Annotated in this window: 21 protein-coding genes and 13 tRNA genes; 26 read left to right on the top strand and 8 right to left on the bottom strand. The window is 54.0% G+C overall.

Annotated features, from left to right (window positions below):
* Positions 1 to 26: 26 nt before the first annotated feature.
* From K0H79_RS11510 to K0H79_RS11495, 4 genes are all read right to left on the bottom strand, one after another.
* Positions 27 to 1,427, bottom strand: a complete 1,401-nt coding sequence (locus tag K0H79_RS11510) for a TRAP transporter large permease (protein ID WP_220064938.1) — start codon at positions 1,425 to 1,427, stop codon at positions 27 to 29.
* Positions 1,424 to 2,065 carry a TRAP transporter small permease gene (locus tag K0H79_RS11505; RefSeq protein WP_011760323.1) on the bottom strand — a complete coding sequence of 214 codons (642 nt, stop codon included), beginning with the start codon at positions 2,063 to 2,065 and terminating at the stop codon, positions 1,424 to 1,426. The genes K0H79_RS11510 and K0H79_RS11505 overlap by 4 nt, the downstream gene beginning before the upstream one ends.
* A 94-nt stretch (positions 2,066 to 2,159) precedes the next feature.
* The gene (locus tag K0H79_RS11500) at positions 2,160 to 3,179 is read right to left on the bottom strand and encodes a TRAP transporter substrate-binding protein (RefSeq protein ID WP_220075886.1); all 1,020 of its coding nucleotides are present in this window, start codon (positions 3,177 to 3,179) and stop codon (positions 2,160 to 2,162) included.
* 267 nt (positions 3,180 to 3,446) lie between these two features.
* On the bottom strand, positions 3,447 to 3,674 hold the full coding sequence (locus K0H79_RS11495) for a hypothetical protein (protein ID WP_220064936.1): 228 nt from the start codon (positions 3,672 to 3,674) through the stop codon (positions 3,447 to 3,449).
* 241 nt (positions 3,675 to 3,915) lie between these two features.
* On the opposite strand from K0H79_RS11495, the gene gltX reads away from it, so the two are divergent.
* From gltX to K0H79_RS11425, 14 genes are all read left to right on the top strand, one after another.
* Positions 3,916 to 5,325, top strand: a complete 1,410-nt coding sequence (gltX, locus tag K0H79_RS11490) for a glutamate--tRNA ligase (RefSeq protein ID WP_220064935.1) — start codon at positions 3,916 to 3,918, stop codon at positions 5,323 to 5,325.
* Between the two features lie 104 nt (positions 5,326 to 5,429).
* Positions 5,430 to 5,505, top strand: a tRNA-Ala gene (locus K0H79_RS11485).
* Between the two features lie 15 nt (positions 5,506 to 5,520).
* Positions 5,521 to 5,596, top strand: a tRNA-Glu gene (locus K0H79_RS11480).
* A 36-nt stretch (positions 5,597 to 5,632) separates the two neighbouring features.
* Positions 5,633 to 5,708, top strand: a tRNA-Glu gene (locus tag K0H79_RS11475).
* Positions 5,709 to 5,744: 36 nt separating this feature from the next.
* Positions 5,745 to 5,820 (top strand) — tRNA-Glu (locus K0H79_RS11470).
* Between the two features lie 36 nt (positions 5,821 to 5,856).
* Positions 5,857 to 5,932 (top strand) — tRNA-Glu (locus K0H79_RS11465).
* Between the two features lie 36 nt (positions 5,933 to 5,968).
* Positions 5,969 to 6,044: transfer RNA gene (locus K0H79_RS11460), tRNA-Glu, on the top strand.
* Between the two features lie 37 nt (positions 6,045 to 6,081).
* Positions 6,082 to 6,157, top strand: a tRNA-Ala gene (locus K0H79_RS11455).
* 34 nt (positions 6,158 to 6,191) lie between these two features.
* Positions 6,192 to 6,267, top strand: a tRNA-Glu gene (locus tag K0H79_RS11450).
* A gap of 37 nt (positions 6,268 to 6,304) precedes the next feature.
* A tRNA-Ala gene (locus K0H79_RS11445) sits at positions 6,305 to 6,380 on the top strand.
* Positions 6,381 to 6,414: 34 nt separating this feature from the next.
* Positions 6,415 to 6,490: transfer RNA gene (locus tag K0H79_RS11440), tRNA-Glu, on the top strand.
* A gap of 114 nt (positions 6,491 to 6,604) precedes the next feature.
* Positions 6,605 to 6,680, top strand: a tRNA-Ala gene (locus K0H79_RS11435).
* A gap of 161 nt (positions 6,681 to 6,841) precedes the next feature.
* Positions 6,842 to 6,917 (top strand) — tRNA-Glu (locus K0H79_RS11430).
* 114 nt (positions 6,918 to 7,031) lie between these two features.
* Positions 7,032 to 7,107: transfer RNA gene (locus tag K0H79_RS11425), tRNA-Ala, on the top strand.
* A gap of 362 nt (positions 7,108 to 7,469) precedes the next feature.
* On the opposite strand, the gene K0H79_RS11420 is transcribed toward K0H79_RS11425, so the two are convergent.
* The gene (locus tag K0H79_RS11420; protein ID WP_220075885.1) at positions 7,470 to 9,308 is read right to left on the bottom strand and encodes an ABC transporter ATP-binding protein; all 1,839 of its coding nucleotides are present in this window, start codon (positions 9,306 to 9,308) and stop codon (positions 7,470 to 7,472) included.
* 203 nt (positions 9,309 to 9,511) lie between these two features.
* Between K0H79_RS11420 and K0H79_RS11415 the strand changes: the two genes are divergently transcribed.
* The 8 genes from K0H79_RS11415 to K0H79_RS11380 all read left to right on the top strand — a co-directional run bounded on the left by K0H79_RS11415 (position 9,512) and on the right by K0H79_RS11380 (position 17,408).
* Entirely contained in the window at positions 9,512 to 10,963 is a 1,452-nt protein-coding gene (locus K0H79_RS11415) for a DNA-3-methyladenine glycosylase 2 family protein (protein ID WP_258405377.1), read from the top strand.
* Positions 10,964 to 11,098: 135 nt separating this feature from the next.
* A complete protein-coding gene (locus tag K0H79_RS11410; RefSeq protein ID WP_220064933.1) occupies positions 11,099 to 11,638 on the top strand; it encodes a methylated-DNA--[protein]-cysteine S-methyltransferase in 540 nt (179 codons plus the stop codon).
* An 88-nt stretch (positions 11,639 to 11,726) separates the two neighbouring features.
* A complete protein-coding gene (locus K0H79_RS11405) occupies positions 11,727 to 12,203 on the top strand; it encodes a dual specificity protein phosphatase family protein (protein WP_220075884.1) in 477 nt (158 codons plus the stop codon).
* 21 nt (positions 12,204 to 12,224) lie between these two features.
* The gene (locus tag K0H79_RS11400) at positions 12,225 to 13,751 is read left to right on the top strand and encodes a phospholipase D family protein (protein WP_220075883.1); all 1,527 of its coding nucleotides are present in this window, start codon (positions 12,225 to 12,227) and stop codon (positions 13,749 to 13,751) included.
* A gap of 17 nt (positions 13,752 to 13,768) precedes the next feature.
* Positions 13,769 to 14,668, top strand: coding sequence for a chemotaxis protein (locus tag K0H79_RS11395; protein WP_220064930.1), 900 nt, complete (start codon positions 13,769 to 13,771; stop codon positions 14,666 to 14,668).
* A gap of 168 nt (positions 14,669 to 14,836) precedes the next feature.
* Complete coding sequence (gene sstT, locus K0H79_RS11390; protein ID WP_220075882.1) at positions 14,837 to 16,054, top strand: serine/threonine transporter SstT; 1,218 nt, start codon at positions 14,837 to 14,839, stop codon at positions 16,052 to 16,054.
* A gap of 92 nt (positions 16,055 to 16,146) precedes the next feature.
* Positions 16,147 to 16,650 (top strand): CIA30 family protein, encoded by a 504-nt coding sequence (locus K0H79_RS11385; RefSeq protein ID WP_220075881.1) that lies wholly within the window; start codon positions 16,147 to 16,149, stop codon positions 16,648 to 16,650.
* A 464-nt stretch (positions 16,651 to 17,114) separates the two neighbouring features.
* Positions 17,115 to 17,408: a hypothetical protein gene (locus K0H79_RS11380; RefSeq protein WP_258405376.1), complete on the top strand. Its 294-nt coding sequence runs from the start codon at positions 17,115 to 17,117 to the stop codon at positions 17,406 to 17,408.
* A gap of 20 nt (positions 17,409 to 17,428) precedes the next feature.
* Here K0H79_RS11380 and K0H79_RS11375 read toward each other — a convergent pair whose 3' ends face one another.
* The 3 genes from K0H79_RS11375 to K0H79_RS11365 all read right to left on the bottom strand — a co-directional run bounded on the left by K0H79_RS11375 (position 17,429) and on the right by K0H79_RS11365 (position 19,272).
* Positions 17,429 to 18,103 carry an RluA family pseudouridine synthase gene (locus K0H79_RS11375; RefSeq protein WP_220075880.1) on the bottom strand — a complete coding sequence of 225 codons (675 nt, stop codon included), beginning with the start codon at positions 18,101 to 18,103 and terminating at the stop codon, positions 17,429 to 17,431.
* Between the two features lie 62 nt (positions 18,104 to 18,165).
* Complete coding sequence (locus K0H79_RS11370; RefSeq protein ID WP_220075879.1) at positions 18,166 to 18,678, bottom strand: protein disulfide oxidoreductase; 513 nt, start codon at positions 18,676 to 18,678, stop codon at positions 18,166 to 18,168.
* The gene (locus K0H79_RS11365) at positions 18,679 to 19,272 is read right to left on the bottom strand and encodes an ACP phosphodiesterase (protein WP_220075878.1); all 594 of its coding nucleotides are present in this window, start codon (positions 19,270 to 19,272) and stop codon (positions 18,679 to 18,681) included.
* 147 nt (positions 19,273 to 19,419) lie between these two features.
* Here K0H79_RS11365 and K0H79_RS11360 point away from each other — a divergent pair, with 147 nt between their 5' ends.
* The 4 genes from K0H79_RS11360 to yajC all read left to right on the top strand — a co-directional run bounded on the left by K0H79_RS11360 (position 19,420) and on the right by yajC (position 22,356).
* Complete coding sequence (locus K0H79_RS11360) at positions 19,420 to 19,617, top strand: hypothetical protein (RefSeq protein WP_220075877.1); 198 nt, start codon at positions 19,420 to 19,422, stop codon at positions 19,615 to 19,617.
* A gap of 62 nt (positions 19,618 to 19,679) precedes the next feature.
* Entirely contained in the window at positions 19,680 to 20,717 is a 1,038-nt protein-coding gene (gene queA, locus K0H79_RS11355; RefSeq protein WP_220075876.1) for a tRNA preQ1(34) S-adenosylmethionine ribosyltransferase-isomerase QueA, read from the top strand.
* A 152-nt stretch (positions 20,718 to 20,869) separates the two neighbouring features.
* Positions 20,870 to 21,994 carry a tRNA guanosine(34) transglycosylase Tgt gene (gene tgt, locus K0H79_RS11350; protein WP_220064922.1) on the top strand — a complete coding sequence of 375 codons (1,125 nt, stop codon included), beginning with the start codon at positions 20,870 to 20,872 and terminating at the stop codon, positions 21,992 to 21,994.
* A gap of 26 nt (positions 21,995 to 22,020) precedes the next feature.
* Complete coding sequence (gene yajC, locus K0H79_RS11345; protein ID WP_220064921.1) at positions 22,021 to 22,356, top strand: preprotein translocase subunit YajC; 336 nt, start codon at positions 22,021 to 22,023, stop codon at positions 22,354 to 22,356.
* Positions 22,357 to 22,362 lie beyond the last annotated feature (6 nt).

Raw genomic sequence — 22,362 nt, 5'->3', positions numbered from 1 at the left:
CTTGGGATCAACAGTGCAGCCAGGGATTATTTAAACCCTCGCATGCTGTCGAGGTATTCCGGCAGGAACAGGCTTATCTGCGGCACATAGGTAATGAGTACCAGGAAGCCCAGCAGCAGAAGCAGCCATGGCAGGCACGCATGGATAACCCAACCGATGCTGCGGCCGGTTATCCCCGCCGTCACAAACAGATTGAGCCCCACCGGTGGCGTCAACATACCAATCTCCATGTTCACCACCATGATGATGCCCAGGTGGATGGGGTCGATACCCAACTGTACGGCGATAGGGAACAAAATGGGGGCCATGATAAGCAGAATGGCTGATGGCTCCATAAAGTTACCGGCCGCCAGCAACAGCAGGTTAACTATGATAAGGAAGCCCCAGGGCGGCAGGCCCCAGCCGACGATGGTTTCGGCAATGATGTGCGGAATCCGCTCTGTGGTCAGCACGTGGGCAAACAGCATGGCGTTGGCGATGATAAACAGCAGCATGATGCTGACTTTGGCACCATCACGCACCACATTGCGTACTTCGCGGTTGGCGGGCGTTTTGATAAGGCCCAGTACCACATGCAGCAGGTTGCGACCAGTAGCAGCAAGCAGAGTTTCATTTGCTTTGCGCCATGGCACCTCTTTGAGTGGGCCTATGTCGCGATAGCCAAATACAGCCACCAAATAGGCGTACACACAGGCCACTGCCGCAGCCTCGGTGGGGCTGGCCACACCGCCATAGATGGAGCCCAACACGATGAAAATCAGAGCCAATCCACCCATGGCCTTGGCGCTTGAAATCGACAGTGCCTTAAAACCGGGGAAGGGGCGGGATGGAAGGTTTTTAATGCGGGCCACAATGTAAATGGCCACCATCAACAGCACACCCATCAGGAGCCCGGGGATGAGGCCAGCCATAAACATACGTGCGGCCGACACCTCGGTCGCTGCCGCATACACCAGCATTACGATGGAGGGCGGAATGAGGATCCCCAGGGTACCCGAGGTGGTAATCACCCCGGCGGCAAATTTTTGCGGGTAGCCTGCGCGTACCATGCCCACAATCACGATGGAGCCAATGGCCGCTACCGTCGCAGGGGACGAGCCTGACACAGCGGCAAACAGCATACAGGCCATGACCGACGCCATGGCAAGACCACCACGAATATGGCCGACGGTGTCCATGGCAAAATCGATAATCCGCCTTGCCACACCACCGGTGGAGAGAAAGGCCGACGACAGAATAAAGAAGGGGATCGCCAACAGGGTGTAGTGCTCTGAGGTGGCTTCGTAGAGTTTAAGGGCCACCGACGCCAGAGAGTCGTTGGAAAACAGCAAGATGGTCAGCATGCTTGAAAATCCCAACGCGATGGCGATGGGCATACCGAGCAGCATGCACAGGAACAGGGTTAAAAACAGCGTGGCTATGGTCATGACTTGGCTCCGTCATTGTTATTGTCGTTGGCGCCCGACTGCTCATCAGCCAGGTGCATGCTCTCTTTGGCCTCATCATGGAAGCTGAACCCGTTGGACGTGCCACGGAAAATGGCCACCGCCAGTTCAAGAAAGCGCCAGGTCAACATCACAAACCCGAGCAGCAGAATACTTTGGCTTATCCAAAGGGGAATGGCGGGGTCTTCGGGGTCGATGCGCATCACATCCCAGGCAAAGTCTTCGCTCATTTGCTTCATCAGCACTGATGGTACGTCCAAATCTTCCATGCCAATGCCGATGTGATAAATCTGCGACAGATAATCCCAGGTGCCCTTGAGGAACATGGCGCAATAAATCAGGCAGATGCTGACGGCGAGCAGCGCCGAAATGCGCCTGGCACCGGGTTTGAGTTTTTTGACGAAGGCATCCACACCGATATGGGCGCCGACCTTGATGCCATAGGACATGCCAAAGAGCACAAACCAGCCACAAAAGGTGAGGGTCAGCTCCTGGATCCACAAAAAGCCGGTATTAAAGAAGAATCGGGCAATGACCTCCATGAATACCAGCAGCGTCATGAGGGTGATAAGAAGGTTAAGTACGCCTTCTTCAAAGTAACCAAAAATACGAGAAATCACTGATGCTCTCCCCGGAATATCTGCACCGTCCCTGTGGCAGCGTCATCCCTGGTTATTGAGTGACAAAAGGGGCACCTGGGTGCCCCACACGGGTTTAAGGCTTGTTGGCTGCCTCAGCGGCTTCAATCAGGTCTTTACCAATCTTGTCTTCAAACTGTGACCAGACGGGACGCATGGCATTCACCCAGGCCTGGCGCTGCTCGGGGGACAGGGTCACCAGCTCAACGCGCTTGGAGTCCAGGATCAGCTGACGATCTTCGTTGGCTTTTTCCAGCGCCAGTTTGTTACCCAGGGCAACGGCTTCGTCCATGGACTGCTTGATGATGTCACGTTTGTCCTTGGGCAGGCTCTTCCAGAAGGTTTCAGAGGTGACCAACATATAGTCGAGTACCCCGTGATTGCTCTCGGTGATATGGGTCTGTACTTCGTAGAACTTCTTGGAGTAGATATTGGACCAGGTGTTTTCCTGACCATCGATGGCACGGGTTTGCAGCAGGGTAAAGACTTCGGAGAAAGGTTTTTTCACCGGGATGGCACCCACGGCTTCAAACTGCGCTGCAATCACATCGGAAGGCATGATGCGGAATTTTTTACCGGCCGCGTCGCCTGGCAGCGACAGGGCATTGTTGGCCGAAAACTGTTTCATGCCATTGTGCAGATAGCCCAAACCAACCAGGCCCTTGCGGCTCATGGAGTTCAGCAGTTGCTGGCCGGCTTCGCTCTGTTGGAAGCGGTCCACTGCGTCCATGTCTTCAAACAGGAAGGGCAGGTCGAATACTTGCAGTTTCTTGGTATAACGTTCGAACTTGGACAGGGACGGCGCAACCAACTGCACGTCATTCAGCAGCAGTGCCGCCAGTTCGTTGTTGTCACCAAAGAGCTGTGAGTTGGGAAATACACTCACCTTATATTCACCGGGAAGGCGGCTTTCCACCAACTCTTTAAACTTGAGCGCCATTTGGCCTTTTGGGGTGTTTTCCGCTACCACGTGGGAGAACTTGATTTCTACCGGTTCGGCGGCCGCGCCGAAGCTGAATCCCAGCACGGTTGCCAGCAGGCTGGCCTTGCCGAGGGTAAAGAGTGATTGCAGGGTCGCTGGTTTTGATACTTTCATATTGAATTCCCTTGAGTTGTTATTGCGTATCTTTCCTCGGGATACTGCAGTGATTTCCCTTGAGGTCTGTTAATGACAAGGCAAAGAGTAGGCCAATATGGTTAACATTGCTTTAACTCGTTGGTAATGAAACAGTTAAATCAGTGATCCGTAGCACATGGTTGGAAGGTGTGGGTGAGTAGCCGCTCACACTAAAATCCTGGATGGGTGGAAATCCACCCAAATTGCGCGTTGGAAGGACAAAGCAGGAACCATATAAAGGTGAGCTTATTTCGGAGGAGAGAGGTGTTTTTGTACCGCATCACTTGGCAGCAGTTCGAGGTGCCCGCGCTCATCAAAATACCAGCCGTTGATAAATCCTTTTTGTCTCATGGCCATCAGGTTATGCATGACCTCTCTGGCTTCTTTAAGTGCGGTATCCTGATCGCAGCCATGCAGGCGCTTAAGATAAGCGGCGATACTGTCCAGCGAAGCGGATTGACTGACGTTGGCCATGGGATATTCCTGTCGTTATCTTCACTGAGCATAGAATAAAAGTACCGACAGCCCTAAACAGGGCTCAGTTTATTGTTGAATAAGCGGGGCAGGTTTCATGCCGTGAAGTTTTGAATCCCCGCCGCTTCACACCCATGACCCCGACATGAGCCCATTTTCCAACGGCCCAATACACTGGTAGAATACTGCCACTTTGACCCTTAAGGCCCGATGGCCCTTTGCTAATAGGTTAGTGTCCCCTATGACTGTAAAAACCCGTTTTGCTCCCAGCCCCACTGGATTCCTGCACGTTGGTGGTGCCCGTACAGCGCTGTATTCCTGGCTTCACGCCCGCGCCAATCAGGGTGAGTTTGTGTTGCGTATCGAAGATACCGACCTGGAACGCTCAACCCAGGAAGCGGTAGACGCTATTTTGGAAGGAATGGAATGGCTGAACCTGAACTGGGATGAGGGTCCTTACTATCAGACCAAGCGTTTTGACCGATACAACGAAATTATCGATCAAATGCTCAAGGCCGGTACGGCATACAAGTGTTATTGCTCCAAAGAGCGTCTGGAAGCTGTGCGCGAAGAACAGGCTGCCAAGGGTGAGCGTCAGAAGTATGATGGTTGCTGCCGTGGCGCCGCCCCACGTGCCGAGGGCGAACCCCATGTAGTGCGCTTCCTGAATCCTCAGGGTGGCAGTGTCGTGTTTGATGACCACGTGCGTGGCCGTATCGAGATTGCCAACGAAGAGCTGGATGACCTGATTATTCGTCGTACCGATGGTAGCCCCACTTACAACTTCTGCGTGGTAGTGGATGATTGGGACATGGGCATCACCCACGTGGTGCGCGGTGAAGACCATATCAACAACACCCCACGTCAGATCAACATTCTCAAAGCGCTCGGTGCGCCAATTCCTGAATACGCCCACGTTTCCATGATCCTGGGTGATGATGGTGCCAAGCTGTCCAAGCGCCACGGCGCTGTGAGTGTGATGCAATACCGTGACGACGGTTATCTGCCAGAAGCCCTGCTGAACTACCTGGTGCGTCTGGGCTGGTCCCATGGCGATCAGGAAATCTTCTCCATGGATGAATTGGTGGAGTTTTTCCGTCTCGATGACATCAACAAGGCAGCCTCTGCCTTTAACAGCGAAAAACTGCTGTGGCTGAACCAACACTATATTAAAGCGCTGGATCCTGAGTATGTGGCCAAGCACCTTGAATGGCACATGAAGGATCAGGGTATTGATACCAGCAATGGTCCGGCCCTTGCCGACGTGGTGACCGCACTGTCTGAACGCGCCAAAACGTTGAAAGAGCTGGCCGCCTCCAGCCGCTACTTCTATGAAGACTTCGAAGAGTTCGATGCAGAGCAAGCGAAGAAGCATCTGCGGGGTGTGGCACTGGAGCCATTGAAACTGGTGCAGCAGAAACTGGCTGCTCTGACCGAGTGGAATCGTGAAGCAATTCATCAAGCCATTGAAGAGACAGCAACTGAGCTGGAAGTCGGTATGGGTAAAGTGGGCATGCCACTGCGTGTTGCCGTAACCGGGGCAGGGCAGTCGCCAGGATTGGACATCACCCTGGAACTCATCGGAAAGGCCCGCTCTGAGCAAAGAATCTCCAAAGCGGTTGATTTTGTAGCAGATAGGATAAATTCCTAAAAAAGGCGTTGACACATTTTGGTGTGCTGCATAGAATGCGCCACGCAGTCGAGACACGGTGTCAGCAACGCTGGCAGCACACTCAAATGCAGTAAGAGAAACGAGGGGCTATAGCTCAGCTGGGAGAGCGCTTGCATGGCATGCAAGAGGTCCGCGGTTCGATCCCGCGTAGCTCCACCAAGTTTTTCGGTCCGGGTCCCCTTCGTCTAGAGGCCTAGGACACCGCCCTTTCACGGCGGTAACAGGGGTTCGAATCCCCTAGGGGATGCCACACTCTTTTAAGCGAGTCTAAACACTTAAGTCCAGGGTCCCCTTCGTCTAGAGGCCTAGGACACCGCCCTTTCACGGCGGTAACAGGGGTTCGAATCCCCTAGGGGATGCCACACTCTTTTAAGCGAGTCTAAACACTTAAGTCCAGGGTCCCCTTCGTCTAGAGGCCTAGGACACCGCCCTTTCACGGCGGTAACAGGGGTTCGAATCCCCTAGGGGATGCCACACTCTTTTAAGCGAGTCTAAACACTTAAGTCCAGGGTCCCCTTCGTCTAGAGGCCTAGGACACCGCCCTTTCACGGCGGTAACAGGGGTTCGAATCCCCTAGGGGATGCCACACTCTTTTAAGCGAGTCTAAACACTTAAGTCCGGGGTCCCCTTCGTCTAGAGGCCTAGGACACCGCCCTTTCACGGCGGTAACAGGGGTTCGAATCCCCTAGGGGATGCCACATTTTCTGAAGTTTTTGCTATTTCAGTGAAGATTTCGGGGCTATAGCTCAGCTGGGAGAGCGCTTGCATGGCATGCAAGAGGTCCGCGGTTCGATCCCGCGTAGCTCCACCAAATACGTATTCACGGCGTTAATCGTGAGTCCGGGGTCCCCTTCGTCTAGAGGCCTAGGACACCGCCCTTTCACGGCGGTAACAGGGGTTCGAATCCCCTAGGGGATGCCACATTTTCTGAAGTTTTTGCTATTTCAGTGAAGATTTCGGGGCTATAGCTCAGCTGGGAGAGCGCTTGCATGGCATGCAAGAGGTCCGCGGTTCGATCCCGCGTAGCTCCACCAAATACGTATTCACGGCGTTAATCGTGAGTCCGGGGTCCCCTTCGTCTAGAGGCCTAGGACACCGCCCTTTCACGGCGGTAACAGGGGTTCGAATCCCCTAGGGGATGCCACATTTTTTGTTTCAAAGCCCTCGGGCGGTGGGACACCGCGCTATCTCGGATGGCACGGCGGTATCCAGTGGATGCCACATTTTCTGAAGTTTTTGCTATTTCAGTGAAGATTTCGGGGCTATAGCTCAGCTGGGAGAGCGCTTGCATGGCATGCAAGAGGTCCGCGGTTCGATCCCGCGTAGCTCCACCAAATACGTGTTCACGGCGTTAATCGTGAGTCCAGGGTCCCCTTCGTAGGGAAATCTTGGACACCGCCCACTTTCTCTGGGTAGAGAGTCGGCGGTCACAGTGGTTCGAATCCCCCGGGGGATGCCACACTCTTTTAAGCGAGTCTAAACACTTAAGTCCAGTGTCCCCTTCGTCTAGAGGCCTAGGACACCGCCCTTTCACGGCGGTAACAGGGGTTCGAATCCCCTAGGGGATGCCACATTTCTTGTTCTAAAGCCCTCGGGCGGTGGGGCACCGCGCTATCTTGGATGGCACGGCGGTATCCAGTGGATGACACAATTTCTGAAGTTTTTACTATTTCAGTGAAGATTTCGGGGCTATAGCTCAGCTGGGAGAGCGCTTGCATGGCATGCAAGAGGTCCGCGGTTCGATCCCGCGTAGCTCCACCAAATTTAAAACCACCCACTGGGTGGTTTTTTGTTTTCCAACGTATGTTTTTCGTCAGCACTCTTCAAATACCCGAATACCTCCTTTCCTTAAGTCGCTGACTGCAGTGTTTTTTAGTGAATACGCTGAATATTTGATACTGGTAATTGGCGCTGTGCTGTCTCCAGTGGTTCGCGTCATTAAGGTGATAGCAAATCCTGGCACCGGCCAGTTACCCATCTCGTCTTACGTTTCAATATAGCAACTCTCTATATCTTAAATATCAGCAAGGTTTGTCTGTGATTGGCACGAATAAGGATTGGACGTAGACAGGCAATAAAAAAGGGCACAGTTGCATTGTGCCCTTTGATTGAGTGGATAAAGGCTACTCAGTCCCGAGGAAACCACCGGTCTGATGGGCCCACAGCTGAGCGTATATGCCGCCATGGGCCACCAGTTCCTTGTGGTTGCCTTGCTCAACGATTTTGCCTTCGTCCAGCACGATAAGCCTGTCCATGGCGGCGATGGTTGAGAGTCTGTGGGCAATGGCTATCACAGTTTTACCTTCCATTAACTGGTAAAGACTTTCCTGAATAGCTGCCTCTACTTCGGAGTCCAGCGCAGAGGTGGCTTCGTCCAAAATCAGAATGGGCGCGTCTTTCAGCAGCACCCGGGCGATGGCAATGCGCTGACGCTGGCCGCCGGAAAGCTTAACGCCACGCTCGCCCACCATGGCATCCAATCCATGGTTTCCGGATGGGTCGCTGAGCTGCTCGATAAACTCCCGAGCCTGAGCTCTGTCGATGGCCTTATCGAGCTCTTCTTCTGTTGCATCCGGGCGACCGTAGAGAATATTTTCCCGAATAGTGCGATGCAGCAAAGAGGTGTCCTGGGTCACCATACCGATGTGGGCCCGCAGCGAATCCTGCGTTACAGAGTTGATGGGCTGGCCGTCGATAAGTATTTCACCGCGCTCCACGTCATAAAAGCGCATCAACAGATTCACCATGGTGGATTTCCCGGCGCCTGAACGGCCCACTAGTCCCACTTTTTCACCGGGGCGAATATTAAGTTCCAATCCGTCAATCACCCCGCTGCCTTCGCCATAATGAAAGCTCACGTCCCGATACTGGATTTCCCCATTGCTGACCTGCAGCGCCCTGGCGTTTTGGTTGTCTTCAATTTGAGTGGGTTTGGAGAGGGTATTCATCCCATCTACCACTGTACCTATGTTTTCAAAAAGCGAGCTTACCTCCCACATGATCCACTGGCTCATGCCATTGAGACGCAGTGCCAGACTCACGGCTATGGCGATGGCACCTATGGTGATGGCTTGGTCTGTCCACAAAAAAATGGCAATTGCAGCAACGGCAAACACCAGCATGTAGTTGATGACCTGCACACTGACGTTAAGTCCTGTCACCAAACGCATTTGCCGGTACACGGTATCCAAAAAGCCACCCATGGCATCACGGGCATAGTCTGCTTCTCTCTGGGTATGGGAAAAGAGTTTCACGGTGGAAATATTGGTGTAGCTGTCGACAATGCGACCTGTCATGGTCGAGCGGGCATCAGCCTGCTCCGTTGATACCTGTTTCAATCGGGGAATGAAATACCACTGGAGTGCCACATAGAAGCAAAGCCATACCAGCATAGGGAGCATCAGTCGCCAGTCGCTTTGGGCGATGATCACCAGCATAGAGGTGAAATACACCAGAATATACACGGCCACATCCAGCAGTTTCATCACGGTTTCCCGCACCGCGAGCGCGGATTGCATTACCTTGGTGGCAATACGGCCGGCAAATTCATTTTGATAAAAACCGATGCTTTGTTTCAGCAAGTAGCGGTGTGCCAGCCAGCGAATCGACATGGGATAGTTGCCCAGCAGGCTTTGATAGGCAATGAGGGCGTGCAGCAGCACCAGCAGCGGAATTGCCACCAGTACCAGCAAGGTCATGCCAAGCAGCGTTCTGCCTTCATCCTGCAGCAGGGTTGCCGGGTCCTTATTTACCAACCAATCCACCAACTGCCCCATAAATCCAAACAGCGACACTTCAAGCGCAGCCAGCAGGGCTGTCAGCAATGACATGCTGATGAGGGGGACTTCAAATCCGCGGGTATAGTGGCGACAGAATGCAAACAGGGTCGCAGGTGGTTTGCTGGCGTCTGTTTCCGGTAACGCCTGTGTCCAGCGCTCGAATAGTTGAAAAAGCTTAATCATAATTTTTTGGTTCCATTAGCAATCGCCACAGCATATCCCAATTAGACTTGCGGGTGATTGTTAATTTCTGTTTCAGATTATGCCGTTACCCAAAAAGCGAACGGGAGTGGGGGAGGGGATTCGGGTTAAGGGCCGATTTCCGCTGGTTGATAACAAGGCCCTCAGGTAAAGTGACGCAAGGTTCATTATCCTGGGATCTGACCGTGTTCCAACAACTACCCTCCGCAGAAATATGCCAACGGGCGCGTTTGAGTCGCGATGCCCGCTTCGACGGACTGTTTTTTACCGGTGTGTTCTCCACCGGCATCTATTGTCGTCCCATTTGTCCGGCCACAGCCCCCAAAGAAGAAAATGTGCGTTATTTCGCTTCTGCCCAGGCCGCGGCTGCCCAAGGCTTAAGGCCGTGTCTGAGGTGTCGACCCGAGTCAGCGCCAGGCTCGTCACCCTGGCGCGGTACGGCAACGACCCTGTCCCGGGCTATGGCACTCATTGACGCGGGAGCTTTGAATGCAACCGACGAACATACATCCGAGCCCGCTCAAACTCAGGCTCAGGCAATGGAAGCGCTCGCTGAGCGTGTGGGGGTTGGCAGCAGATACCTTCGCAAGCTGTTTGGTGAGCAACTGGGTATGTCACCCAAGGCCTATGGTGATTATCGCCGCTTGCTGCTGGCCAAGGCGCTCTTGCATCAAACGTCCTTGCCCATTACCGATGTGGCCTTTGCGGCCGGTTTTGGGTCGGTGCGGCGATTCAATGAAGTGTTCCGCGAGCGGCTGGCTTTAACGCCAAGCGACATACGCGCTGCCAGTAAGGTGCAGGACAGTGGCATTCGTCTTCACTTAGGTTTCAGGCCCCCTTACGATTTTATGCGGCTCAGGGCCTTTTTCATGGCAAGGGCCATTCCCGGTGCCGAGTGGTTTTCCAACGATGCAGGCGAGCCCTGCTATGGCCGTACCCTCCGGGTTGCGGGCGACGCCGGCTGGTTTGAGGCGTGTTTGCTGCCAGACAAAAACACCTTGGCGGTTACCATTTATCCGGGGGGGCGGGTGAGTACGCTCAGCCAGTGGCTCGCCGAAATCAAGCGGGTGTTGGATGTGGATGCCAATCTCTCCCTCATTCATGAGCATATTCAGGACAAGATGCCCGAGGGAGTCACGCTCAATACCATGACATTACCGGGAGCCGGCAGCTTTTTTGAGGCCGCATGCCGCGCCGTATTGGGGCAACAGGTGAGTCTTGTCCAGGCGACGAGACTCCTGGGTCTGCTGACAGACGAAACAACAGACGAGGTTGAACTTGGCGGCAGACGCTGTCGGGTTTTTCCCACTGCGGAACAGGTTGCGTCGGCCACCCTCGAAAGCCTGAAAATGCCGGGGAGCAGGAAGAATGCACTGCGAGAGATGGCAGCGCTTTTTAGCCGTGATCCCCAGCCGAACGATCAGGCCTTGCTCGCAGTAAAAGGAGTCGGTCCCTGGACCGTGAGTTATGCCCGCATGCGGGGACTGTCGGACCCCGATGTATTGCTGGTGGGTGATTTGGTCGTTAAGCAAAAGCTCTGCGCCATGGGCTGGACAAAGGTGCCAGACACGCTAAAAAGTGAGGTTTCTCCTTGGGGCAGCTATCTCACCCTGGCGCTCTGGCATACAGAAGTGTAAACACCGTGCCTGAGACCCGTAAGCGTTTACTTAACCAACTACCCACGCAGATTTTCCGCTGCGCAATACAATGACTGGCCAGAGATAGCCGTTATGAACGGCCCGTGGAAACCCATTAACTAATATAGAGGCACCATGATGCGAATCACCAATACCAGCTGCGAACTGCACGCTCCCGCGCCGATGGCGGCAAGTTGTACTCTGAACAGTCCCGTAGGCACCCTGTGGCTGGGAGCGAGCGAGAATGGCTTAATGGCGCTCAAGGCCGCTCCCTTTACCGATGCGCCAATGTGTCACTCACAGCAAGCTGTCAACCGGGCTGAAGGGCATTTAGCAGCAGCCTGCACACAACTTGCCGAGTTCTTTGATGGTAAGCGCCATCAATTTGATTTGGCGCTTGCCCCCAAAGGCACTGAGTTTCAGCGGGCTGTGTGGCAAGCGCTGCTCGCCCTTCCTTGGGGCGAAACGGCCAGCTATTCAGAGATAGCCCATCAAATCCACCGACCAAAGGCTGTCAGGGCGGTTGGAGCGGCCAATGGCGCGAATCCGGTGGCAATCATAATTCCCTGCCACCGTGTCATAGGTAAGGGTGGGGCGCTGACCGGGTACGCATGGGGATTGGAAATGAAGGCGAGTCTGCTGAAGCTCGAATCGGCAATACCTTTGTTGCTCTAATCCCGTCGATAAAAATACTGCGCTCAATCAAGTCCCGCGAAGCCCGGCCTCTGGCATAATGAGCTAAATAACCTCAGAGGGGACTTGCATGAAACACCTGTTTTGGATGGTTGAAGGGGTACTTGCCGGACGCTGTGGCCCTTGTTTTCAGCCCTGGGACCCGGGTGAACTCAAAGAAATTGGGATAGGTGCTGTGGTGAGCCTGTCCGACGATGCGGGTGATACCGATGCGCTGGCCAGGGCTGGTATTGCCCATTTGCACCGCCCCATAACGCGGAACGTTCCGCCTTTGGACGAGGACGTCACTCACGCAACGCAGGTCATCAGTGAGGCGTTGGCGTGGGTCCTCGAGATGGAAGCGGCGCAGACTCCTGTGCTGGTGCACTGTGCCCTTGGCAATGACAGAACCGGCTTACTTATGGCCGCGTATCTGATGGCGCGGGGCGCAGCGCCTGTACATGCGGTCAGTCAGGTTCGCAGCCTGAGGGAGCAGGCCTTTACGGCAGAAGGCTGGGATCAATTAGTTTACGACGTGTTATATTCAATGCAGAATGAATCCAATTGAAAGCAAAAGGAATTCAACTGTATGCCCCCACGTGTTTCCTGGCGTTCGTTTTGGCTGATGATCCTCGGGTGTCTCTCACTCGGCGGTTGCAGCAGCTTGCCCGAACTTAAAGATGCACCGCGGAGTTACAAGCTGACGTCGGCGCCTGACAGCCTGATAGCAGGGTACCTGGCAGAGCCACTTGCGAGCCACCCGGGGCAAAGTGGTGTTTTGCCGCTGTTTGAGGGGCTGGATGCCATGGTGGCCAGGTTGGCGCTGATAAAGTCCGCCGAAGCCAGTATCGATTTGCAATATTACATCTTTCGCAACGATGACACCGGGCGACTGCTGGCCTGGCAACTGCTGGATGCGGCAGACCGGGGCGTGCGCGTACGCCTGCTGCTGGACGATACTGCCAGCGTCAATATCGACCGGCAGTTGGCGGTCATGGCGAGTCACCCCAATGTGTCCGTCAGGCTCTACAATCCATCGTCTCACCGCACCCTCAGGGCCTTGTCATTTGTCTCCGATTTCGGTCGCATGAATCATCGCATGCACAACAAATCACTGACGGTGGATAATCGCCTCAGCGTGGTAGGCGGACGCAATATAGGCAACGAGTATTTCTCCAATGACGAAGATGTGGAGTTTGGGGATCTCGACCTGTTGCTGACTGGCCCCGTGGTAGAGCAGGTCTCCGATCAATTTGATGCCTATTGGAATGGCAGCGACACCTACCCGGTAGAGCTTCTGACTGAGCATCAGGTCCAGTCCGATGAGCTGGCAGCCATGTATGACCTGATTGCCAACCAAAAGCGCCAGCTTGAGGAACATCCCTATATTCAGCGCCTGACCAAGTCGCCGCTGCTCAGGCATATGGCGGACAATCGTCTGGAATGGTTTTGGGGGGAGGCGAGAGTCTTTGCCGACCCTCACGACAAGCGGGAGGGGAAGGCGGAAGCCTGGATGATCACACCCTTGCTCGAGGAGTTTCAGCAAACCCGGGAAAGTCTGGTTATCATTTCGCCTTACTTTGTTCCCACAGCAGACGGCGTCAGATTACTGACCGGGCTTGCCAAGCGCGGTGTTGCGGTAACTGTGATCACCAATAGCCTGGCTGCCACCGACGTGCTGGCGGTTCATTCCGGTTACAAGGGATATCGTGAGGCGCTCCTACGTGCAGGGGTATCCCTGTATGAAGTGAAAGCGACCGGCAAGCGTCCGAGTCACTCCTGGAAAGGCAGTTCCCGCTCCAGTTTGCATGCAAAGAGCTTTTTGTTTGACAATGACCGGCTCTTTGTCGGCTCCTTTAATTTTGATCCGCGTTCGGCCTGGCTCAATACTGAAATGGGGGTCATGGTTAATCAAGGGGAGCTGAATCAGAAAATTCATGCTTGGCTGCCCCGGTTTTTAACCAATAACACCTACCAGGTGAAACTTGGCAAAGACGGCCTCTACTGGCATGAACTCAGCTCGGGAAAAGATATTTATGCCGAGCCCCAGGCTGGATTTTGGCGCCGTTTTATGGCCGACGTGCTGGCGCTGTTGCCACTGGAATCCCAGCTTTAATCCTGTGAAGGGGAACTATGAAGAGTAAAGCCAATCAATCCCAGGGTCTGCTGCTGTTTCATTTGAGTCGCTCGCAGCTGTTTGCCATGGGTACGTTGAAAATCCGCGAGTTGGTGCCTTACACCCAGCTCAATGCGCTGCCCCAGTCACATCCGGCGGTGCTGGGTACAGCCACAGTGCGTGGCCAGACCATATCCGTTATCGACATGGCCGCCGCTGTGGGCTATCCGCCGGTGACCGACGAAGAGCGCAGCAAGTGTTTTATCATCATCACCGATTGCCAGCGGATGTTGATTGGTTTTTTGGTGCGCGGCATAGATAAAATCATCGAATGTAACTGGCGTGACATACTGTCACCCCCGGATAATCTGGGCCGCAATGCCTTTTTAACCGGTGTCACCCGCTATCAGGATAAGCTTGTCCAATTACTCGATGTTGAGCTGCTGCTGTCGAAAATCTTCCCCATCAAAGAAGACAAACGCATAGGTATTCTCACCGATGTGCAGCGTGAGCAACTCAAACCCATGAATATTCTGCTAGTGGACGACTCCAAGGTGGCGCGAAAGCAGCTCTCCGATGCTCTGGATGCCATCAATATCAGTTACAGGGTGGCGTCAAACGGTCGGGATGCCTTGGCCATGATGACCCAGAGCGCCGATGAAAAGCGGCCTGTGGACATTCTGGTCAGTGACATTGAGATGCCGGGCCTCGATGGCTACGAGCTGGCATTCGAAGTGAAAAACGATACGGCGCTGGCCTCTGCATACATCATTTTGCACACGTCGCTTTCCAGTGAAATCAGCGTCAGCCAGGCCAAGCAGGTGGGCGCCGATGAGGCTCTGACCAAGTTTGATGCCCAGGAGCTGATTGCTGCCATGCTCAGGGGCGTAGATAGCAGATCCAGCTCACAGAGTTGATGTTTTTGTTGGCGACTTGAAAGCAATTCGACCACAACACCCCACTCATACCGCCAAATGCAGAGCCTTTGCTGGACAAAGCCTCTGCTTTTCGATACAACCCAAAGCCGGGATGCAAAGTCCTTAAGGCCCCTGTGGCCCATAACGATAACAACGACAGGTCAAGTCATGAGTACTGAAAAATCATTGCTGGCAAATGCTGCCGGTGGCAGCCTGGTGCTGCAAATTTTTGTGGGGATCATTGCCGGTGTGGCCCTTGCCGGATTCAGCCCTGAGGCTGCCAATCAGGTTGCCTTCCTGGGCGACCTCTTTGTGGGTGCACTCAAAGCCATCGCACCTGTGTTGGTGTTTGTGCTGGTCGCATCGTCAATCGCCAATCAGGTGTCCGGCGCTCAGACCAATATGCGCCCCATCATCCTGTTATATCTGGTGGGTACCTTTGCTGCGGCCCTGACGGCTGTACTGATGAGTTTTGCCTTTCCGACCAGCCTTGTTCTGATTGATGCGGCCGCGGGCGCCAACCCGCCAGAGGGGATAGGTCAGGTGCTCAACACCTTGCTGTTCAAACTGGTGGATAACCCCGTTAATGCCCTGATTAATGCCAACTATATTGGTCTTCTTGCCTGGGGTGTGGGTCTGGGTATTGCGCTGCGCCATGCAAGCGCCAGCACCAAAACCATGCTGCATGATGTCAGCCACGGTGTGTCCCAGTTGGTGCGTTTCGTTATCCGTCTCGCGCCAATTGGTATTTTTGGCCTGGTGGCTGCCACTATCGCTCAAACCGGCTTTGATGCCCTGACGGCCTATGCCCAACTGCTTGGCGTATTGCTTGGTGCCATGGCAGTGATAGCCTTTGTGGTTAACCCGCTGATTGTGTTTTTGAAAATTCGTCGCAACCCTTATCCGTTGGTGTTTAAGTGCCTGCGTGAAAGCGGTGTTACCGCCTTCTTTACGCGCTCCAGCGCGGCCAATATTCCGGTGAACATGGCGTTGTGTGAGCGTTTAAAGCTGCATGAAGACACTTACTCAGTCTCTATTCCCCTGGGCGCCACCATCAATATGGCCGGTGCCGCCATCACCATTACTGTGCTGACGCTGGCGGCCGTGCATACCCTGGGCATTGAAGTCGACCTGGCCACCGCGCTGCTGCTCAGTGTTATCGCGGCTGTTTCGGCCTGCGGCGCCTCAGGCGTGGCAGGCGGCTCCTTGCTGCTTATCCCGCTTGCGTGCTCTCTGTTTGGCATTTCCAACGATATTGCGATGCAGGTAGTGGCCGTAGGCTTCACTATAGGTGTTATCCAGGACAGTGCCGAGACCGCACTGAACAGTTCCACCGATGTGCTTTTTACCGCAGCGGCCTGTGAAGCGGCAGAGCGTAAAGCCTAAGCTGCTATAAATGACAAATGGCTGAAAAAGCGGCAGTATTAAGATACTGCCGCTTTTTTATTGTCAGCGAGAAAGATCCCGGGAGGTCACAGATGAGACTGGTGGATTTTACTGCGCTGGACAACACCAGAGATTGGTACAGTGTGACCGACGCCGTTATGGGTGGCTTGTCCAGAGCGCAATTGCAAACATCGCCCAAGGGCCATGGATTGTTCACCGGCTATGTTTCCCACGCCAATGGGGGTGGTTTTGCCTCTGTTTATCTGGACTTTGAGCCCAGGGATGTAAGCGCCTTTCAGGGGGTAGAGCTTGAAATCGCTGCGCCGGAGCGTGCCTTTAAAGTGAACCTGAAAGACACACACAGTGGCGATCGCCATGTTTATCAGGCGCCGCTGGGAGACACCTATGCAGGGCAGGGGCTTTGGCGACGTTACCGCATTCCCTTCAGCCAGTTTGTTGCCCTGAGACGGGGCCTGACAGTCACGGCGCCGCGACTGGATTTTCATCAGCTGAAAAGCCTGGGGCTGGTGGCTGGCGGTGCTGATGAAGGGGCATTTCAATTACCGGTGCGCAGCATCTCCTTTTATAAGGCGTAATCACACAGCGGTTTAACCCGTTAGCAGAACCAATCTGAGTCTTTTGGGATATCGGCTTCAACAGGATTCTTCGCACTATTCGGTCCGCCACTCTTTCTATCGGTTACCTCACCACTGTGCCCCAATGGCATTCCCCATATTAAATTACCGTACATCGCCACATACTTAAGCAAAGTATGAATTTCGCATAAATAGTGATTAAGCTCGCGTTTTTATTTTTCTCTTGGGTTACACTGCCCACAAAGAAAGCAGCAAAATTCAACTCTGGATTTTTCACTGATTTTTATCTTTTTGGTTACGGGTTTTTAACCTCTGGGCGGGGTTTCGGGAGAGAAGGTTTCATGGCGTCTGTGCAGCATGCAGTAAGTGTTCTGGACATGTTTATTGCAACAGAAAATATGCATAGGGATTCAACCGTGTCAGCGTTCGAAAAACGTCGACGCCTGACGGGGCGGGAGGCAGATATGAATGTACGTGAGTTGGTTGGCCGCTGGGTCGATGAACGGCCTGAACAGGGCGATAGTCTGTCACTTTACAAAGAGTCGGGGCGTTATTTTCTGGAAACCTGGTTCAGCGATGGCTGTCACAGCCGTGATGAAATGACCGCGACTGAACACACTGAAGGCTTGCGACTCGATGACGTGGGCGGCAACTTTTTCGGTGAGTTTTTTGTTGTTACCGAGGCTGGTTTGGAATTCCACAACTTCCGTGGTTGCTTCTACCGTGCCCCTGTCTGCGAAGAAACTCTGGTCGCCTGATTGCAGCCGATTATTCAGGCCTAAAAGGGCGCTCGGCTGACAAAGGTCATGGGCTTGTTTGACCAGGGATGTTTAAAGCTCAGGCGCTCTGCGTGCAGGCAGAGCCTGGGTGATGCCTCTTCCACCGTGCCTTGGCCGAATTCCTGGGTTCTGCCATAGAAGTCGTCCCCGAGAATCGGATGCCCAAGGGCCAGCATGTGTACTCTTAGCTGATGGGTGCGGCCGGTTTCGGGTGCTAAAGCCACCAGGGTTGAACCCTCGCGCCTCTCCAGTACCTCATAGTGTGTCACCGCCGCGCGGCCTTCTGCCTTATCCACTTTCTGCCACGGCGGATTGCTTCTGTCTTTACCCAGGGGCAGGTCTATCGTGCCTTTGTCCCGTTCAACGATCCCCGCTACTTTAGCAAGATAGCGTTTTTCAGTGTCCCGATTTTGAAACTGGGTCTTTAAATTGGACTCGGCCTTTTTGCTGCGGGCAAACACCATGATGCCCGAGGTGGCACAATCCAGGCGGTGGACCAGTATGGCCCCTGGATAGAGCTTGCACAGACGGGTTATGGCACTGTCGTGGGTGTGCGCTGCCATGCCGGGGTTTGACAGCAGGCCCGATGGTTTATTGATGATGATGAGGTCTCGGTCTATATAGCGAATATCGAGCCAGGGGACTGCCGGGGGGTGGTAGTCAAAAATCTCCATCAGGCCTCCTTCGTTGGCGCACACTTGGGTTTGAATGGGCGCATTCTACGAATTTTCAACGCCTATTGCAGCAGTTCGGTGAGGAAAAGCCGTGCCCTAAGGGCGGGTTCTGTGCTCACGCCCCGGGTAACAAAGCGTACTTCGCCACTGGCATCCACCACATACAGGGATGGAAAACCGCTTACGCCGAAATGCGCTGTCAGCGTGCCCTTGTCATTGAGCGCATCAAAGCCATAGCCTTTTTCTTTGAGGAAGGCTTTCACGTCAGCATCACTGCCTGAGTCGGCAGCGATGGCCAGTACCGGATAATCCCCGGCAATATTGTCGACCGCTGGCGAGGTGAGCTTGCACGCGCCGCACCAGCTCGCAAAAAAATACACCAGGGTGGGTTTGCCTGTGGCGGATGGCAAGGACAAGCTGGTGCCATTGACCCCTTTGGTGGCAATGACAGGAGCGGTGTCTTTGAGCATATCTTTTTGAAAATAAGCTGAAATACCGTAAAAAAGTCCAATGGCTATCAGGGCTTCGATCAGCAGGCGTTTTCTTCTAGCGCGCGGTGCGGGGGCGTCATTCATTTACAGGTATTGCTCTGGTGTGGTGCGGGCCAGACGTCTGGAATAAGCCATCAGCTGCGGATACAGAGTGCGAAAAGCAATCTCCAACTCCATGTCGAGCTGCTCAACGGCTGCCTCTGCGCCATCGAAAATCTCTGGGCGCGAGAGCCTTCGCCGAACACCGGCAATGGCGGCGTTGATGCCGCTGCGGCTGCCATAGGCGCCCAACCAGTCTTCATCACACATTCTGGGGGCGATGGCTGCAAGCTTTGGTGGCAAATGGTCACAGGTGCGAAGCACATCGTAGGCACGCTGGCAGAAGATTTCCAAAGGCTCATGGTGATACTCTTCCCAGTCTCTGGCCAGGCGATGATCGAAACCCAAATCAATCAGTAAAGGGGCCGCTCGGCTTAAATGACGGGGGAATTTACCCAGCATTTCTTTGAAAATTTCATGCTCATCGGTGATTTTGTCGATTTGCCGATGCAGCCACAATCCCTGTTGCAGCGGTTTGGTGAACTGGTCGATGGGGCCTTTGGCAAAGTCGCCGGCAAGGTTGGCCGCAAGGCTGGTTTGGCTGATATCTGCCAGGTGCAAGTGTGCTAGAAAGTTCATATTTTGGGCTTGGTGTGGTGCAAGGGTTCAAGGTAACATGACCACCGATGTCCAGGAAACCCCAATATTAGTTTGCCGCAGAGCGAATGGGTCCTGAAGGCGGTGACATCCATACCCGGAGTAACAGCTACCTGAGGATCATGGACGATGTGGAATTGGTTTATCCGCGCCTTTGACATACTGATGCCGAGTCAAAATCGCCAGCCAGGCGAAATATCCCGCATAGCCTGTAAACACAATAAGCTCCAGTTCGACATGCACTGTGAGCAGCTGGACACCCGTTCGGACACCCCTATCCATGCCAAGAGCGCTCAAAGGGATAAGCAAAGGCCCAAGTCGTCTTGATCTCGGCCGCCAGTGCCCCTAGACTACGCGCGTCTTTTTTGGCCATGGCGTGAGAGTTATAGATGCGAGTAGCTGACTTTACCTTTGATCTTCCCGATGAACTGATTGCCCGCTATCCCATGGCAGAGCGCACTGCGTCGCGTCTGTTGCATCTGGACGGCAGCACGGGTGCTTTGGTCGATCGTCAGTTCACCGATGTTCTGGCGCTGATTGAGCCGGGCGATCTGATGATTTTCAATAACACCCGGGTTATTCCGGCGCGTCTGTTTGGCCAGAAGGCCAGCGGCGGCAAGCTGGAAATCCTGGTGGAGCGTATGCTCGATGACAAACGCATTCTCGCCCATGTGCGTTCATCCAAATCCCCCAAGCCTGGCGCCGAGATTATCCTCGATGGCGGCTTTAAGATGACGATGGACGCCCGTCACGATGCCTTGTTTGAGCTGTCGCTCAAGGATGATAAAACCATTCTTGAGGTGCTTGAAGCCGTAGGCCATATGCCGCTGCCGCCTTATATCGACCGCCCCGATGAAGATGCCGACAAAGAGCGTTATCAAACCGTCTATAACGAGCGTCCCGGCGCCGTAGCGGCCCCCACTGCCGGTCTGCACTTTGACGAAGCCATTCTTGAGGCCCTCAAAGCCAAAGGCGTGGACACGGCGTTTGTGACCCTGCATGTGGGCGCAGGCACCTTCCAGCCAGTGCGGGTAGATAATATCCTCGAGCACAAGATGCATTCCGAATGGGCTGAAGTACCTGCCGAAGTGGTTGAAAAAATCCGCGCCACCAAAGCTGCCGGTAAGCGAGTGATTGCCGTGGGAACTACGTCTGTGCGGTCCCTCGAGAGTGCAGCCAAGGCCTGCCAGGGCGAACTCGAGCCATTTTGCGGTGATACCGATATCTTTATTTTCCCCGGTTTCGAGTTCAAAGTAGTCGATGCCATGGTGACCAACTTCCACTTGCCGGAGTCCACATTAATCATGCTGGTGAGCGCCTTTGCCGGCTTCGATGAGGTGATCGGCGCCTATCGCCACGCGGTTGAACAAAAATACCGCTTTTTCAGTTACGGCGATGCCATGTTTGTGACTAAAAAAGCCCCCTAAACGCTTTTTTTGATTTAAAATGCCTGCCCAACCATCTGGTTGGGCTTTTTTTTGGTGGCAGCGCCTTGAAGGGGCTTGCTGCCACCCCCATGTGAGTTGAATCGGCCGTTTGGCCCTCAATGCAGTCAGACTGTTTCTCTGACGAGGTCATTATGAAATTTGAATTGATTACTACCCAGGGTCGCGCCCGTCGCGGCAGACTGGTTTTCGAGCGTGGCACGGTTGAAACCCCGGCCTTTATGCCTGTGGGCACCTACGGCACGGTAAAGGGCATGACCCCTGAAGAAGTGCGTGCCACCGGCGCCGATATCCTGCTTGGCAACACCTTCCACCTGTGGCTGCGCCCCGGTGAAGAAATCATGCGCAAGCACGGCGATCTGCACGACTTTATGAACTGGCAGCGTCCTATTCTCACCGACTCGGGCGGCTTCCAGGTATTCAGCCTCGGCGATATCCGTAAGATCACCGAAGAAGGGGTGCATTTCCGCTCGCCCATCAACGGCGAAAAGATTTTTATGGATGCGGAAAAGTCGATGCAAATCCAGCATTCTCTCGGCTCTGATGTAGTGATGATTTTCGATGAGTGCACGCCCTATCCGGCGACGCACGACGAAGCACGCAAGTCCATGCAGATGTCGTTGCGCTGGGCTCAGCGTTCCCGTGATGAGTTCGACCGTTTGGAGAACCCCAACTCTCTCTTTGGGATTATTCAGGGTAGCGTGTACGAAGATTTACGTGACGAGAGCCTGAAAGGGCTTCTGGAAATCGGTTTTGACGGTTATGCCGTCGGTGGTCTGGCGGTGGGTGAACCCAAGGAAGACATGCACAGAGTGCTTGAGCATGTGTGTCCGCAAATCCCTGCTGACAAACCACGTTATCTGATGGGGGTAGGTAAACCGGAAGATTTGGTTGAAGGCGTGCGTCGTGGTGTCGACATGTTCGACTGTGTGATGCCCACCCGTAACGCCCGCAACGGTCATCTGTTTACCAGCGAAGGTGTTATCAAGATCCGCAACGCGCGTCATCGTGATGACACATCGCCACTTGATCCTAAATGTGATTGCTATACCTGCACGAATTATTCCCGTGCGTATTTGCATCATTTGGATCGTTGCAATGAAATCCTCGGAGCCAGGCTCAATACCATTCACAACCTGCGTTATTACCAAAGGTTGATGGAGGGTTTGCGCGGCGCCATTGAGACGGGTACATTAGACGCCTTTGTTGCGGACTTCTATACCAGTCAAGGGCGTGAAGTTCCTGAGTTAAAAGACTAACAATCAAGCAATAAGAAGAGAAAGCTATGTTTATTTCTAACGCGTATGCCAATGCAGCCGGTGCAGCACCTCAGGGTGGCGGTACCATGGAACTTGTGATCATGCTGGGCCTGTTTGGCCTGATCTTCTACTTTATGATCTTTCGTCCTCAGTCCAAGCGCGTCAAAGAGCACAAAAGCCTGATGTCTTCCCTGTCCAAGGGTGACGAAGTGCTGACCAGCGGCGGTATTCTCGGCAAAATCGCCAAGATCTCTGAAGACAGCGACTATGTACTGCTGGCGCTGAATGACAGCACCAACATCACCATCAAAAAGGACTACATCGCAGCGGTATTGCCAAAAGGCTCTATCCAGTCCCTGTAAGCCAAG

Source organism: Shewanella sp. FJAT-52076, assembly GCF_019457455.1.
GTDB classification, from domain to species: domain Bacteria; phylum Pseudomonadota; class Gammaproteobacteria; order Enterobacterales; family Shewanellaceae; genus Shewanella; species Shewanella zhangzhouensis.
Note: the sequence above shows the minus strand (reverse complement) of the source record. Positions and strands in the feature narration are given on the sequence as shown.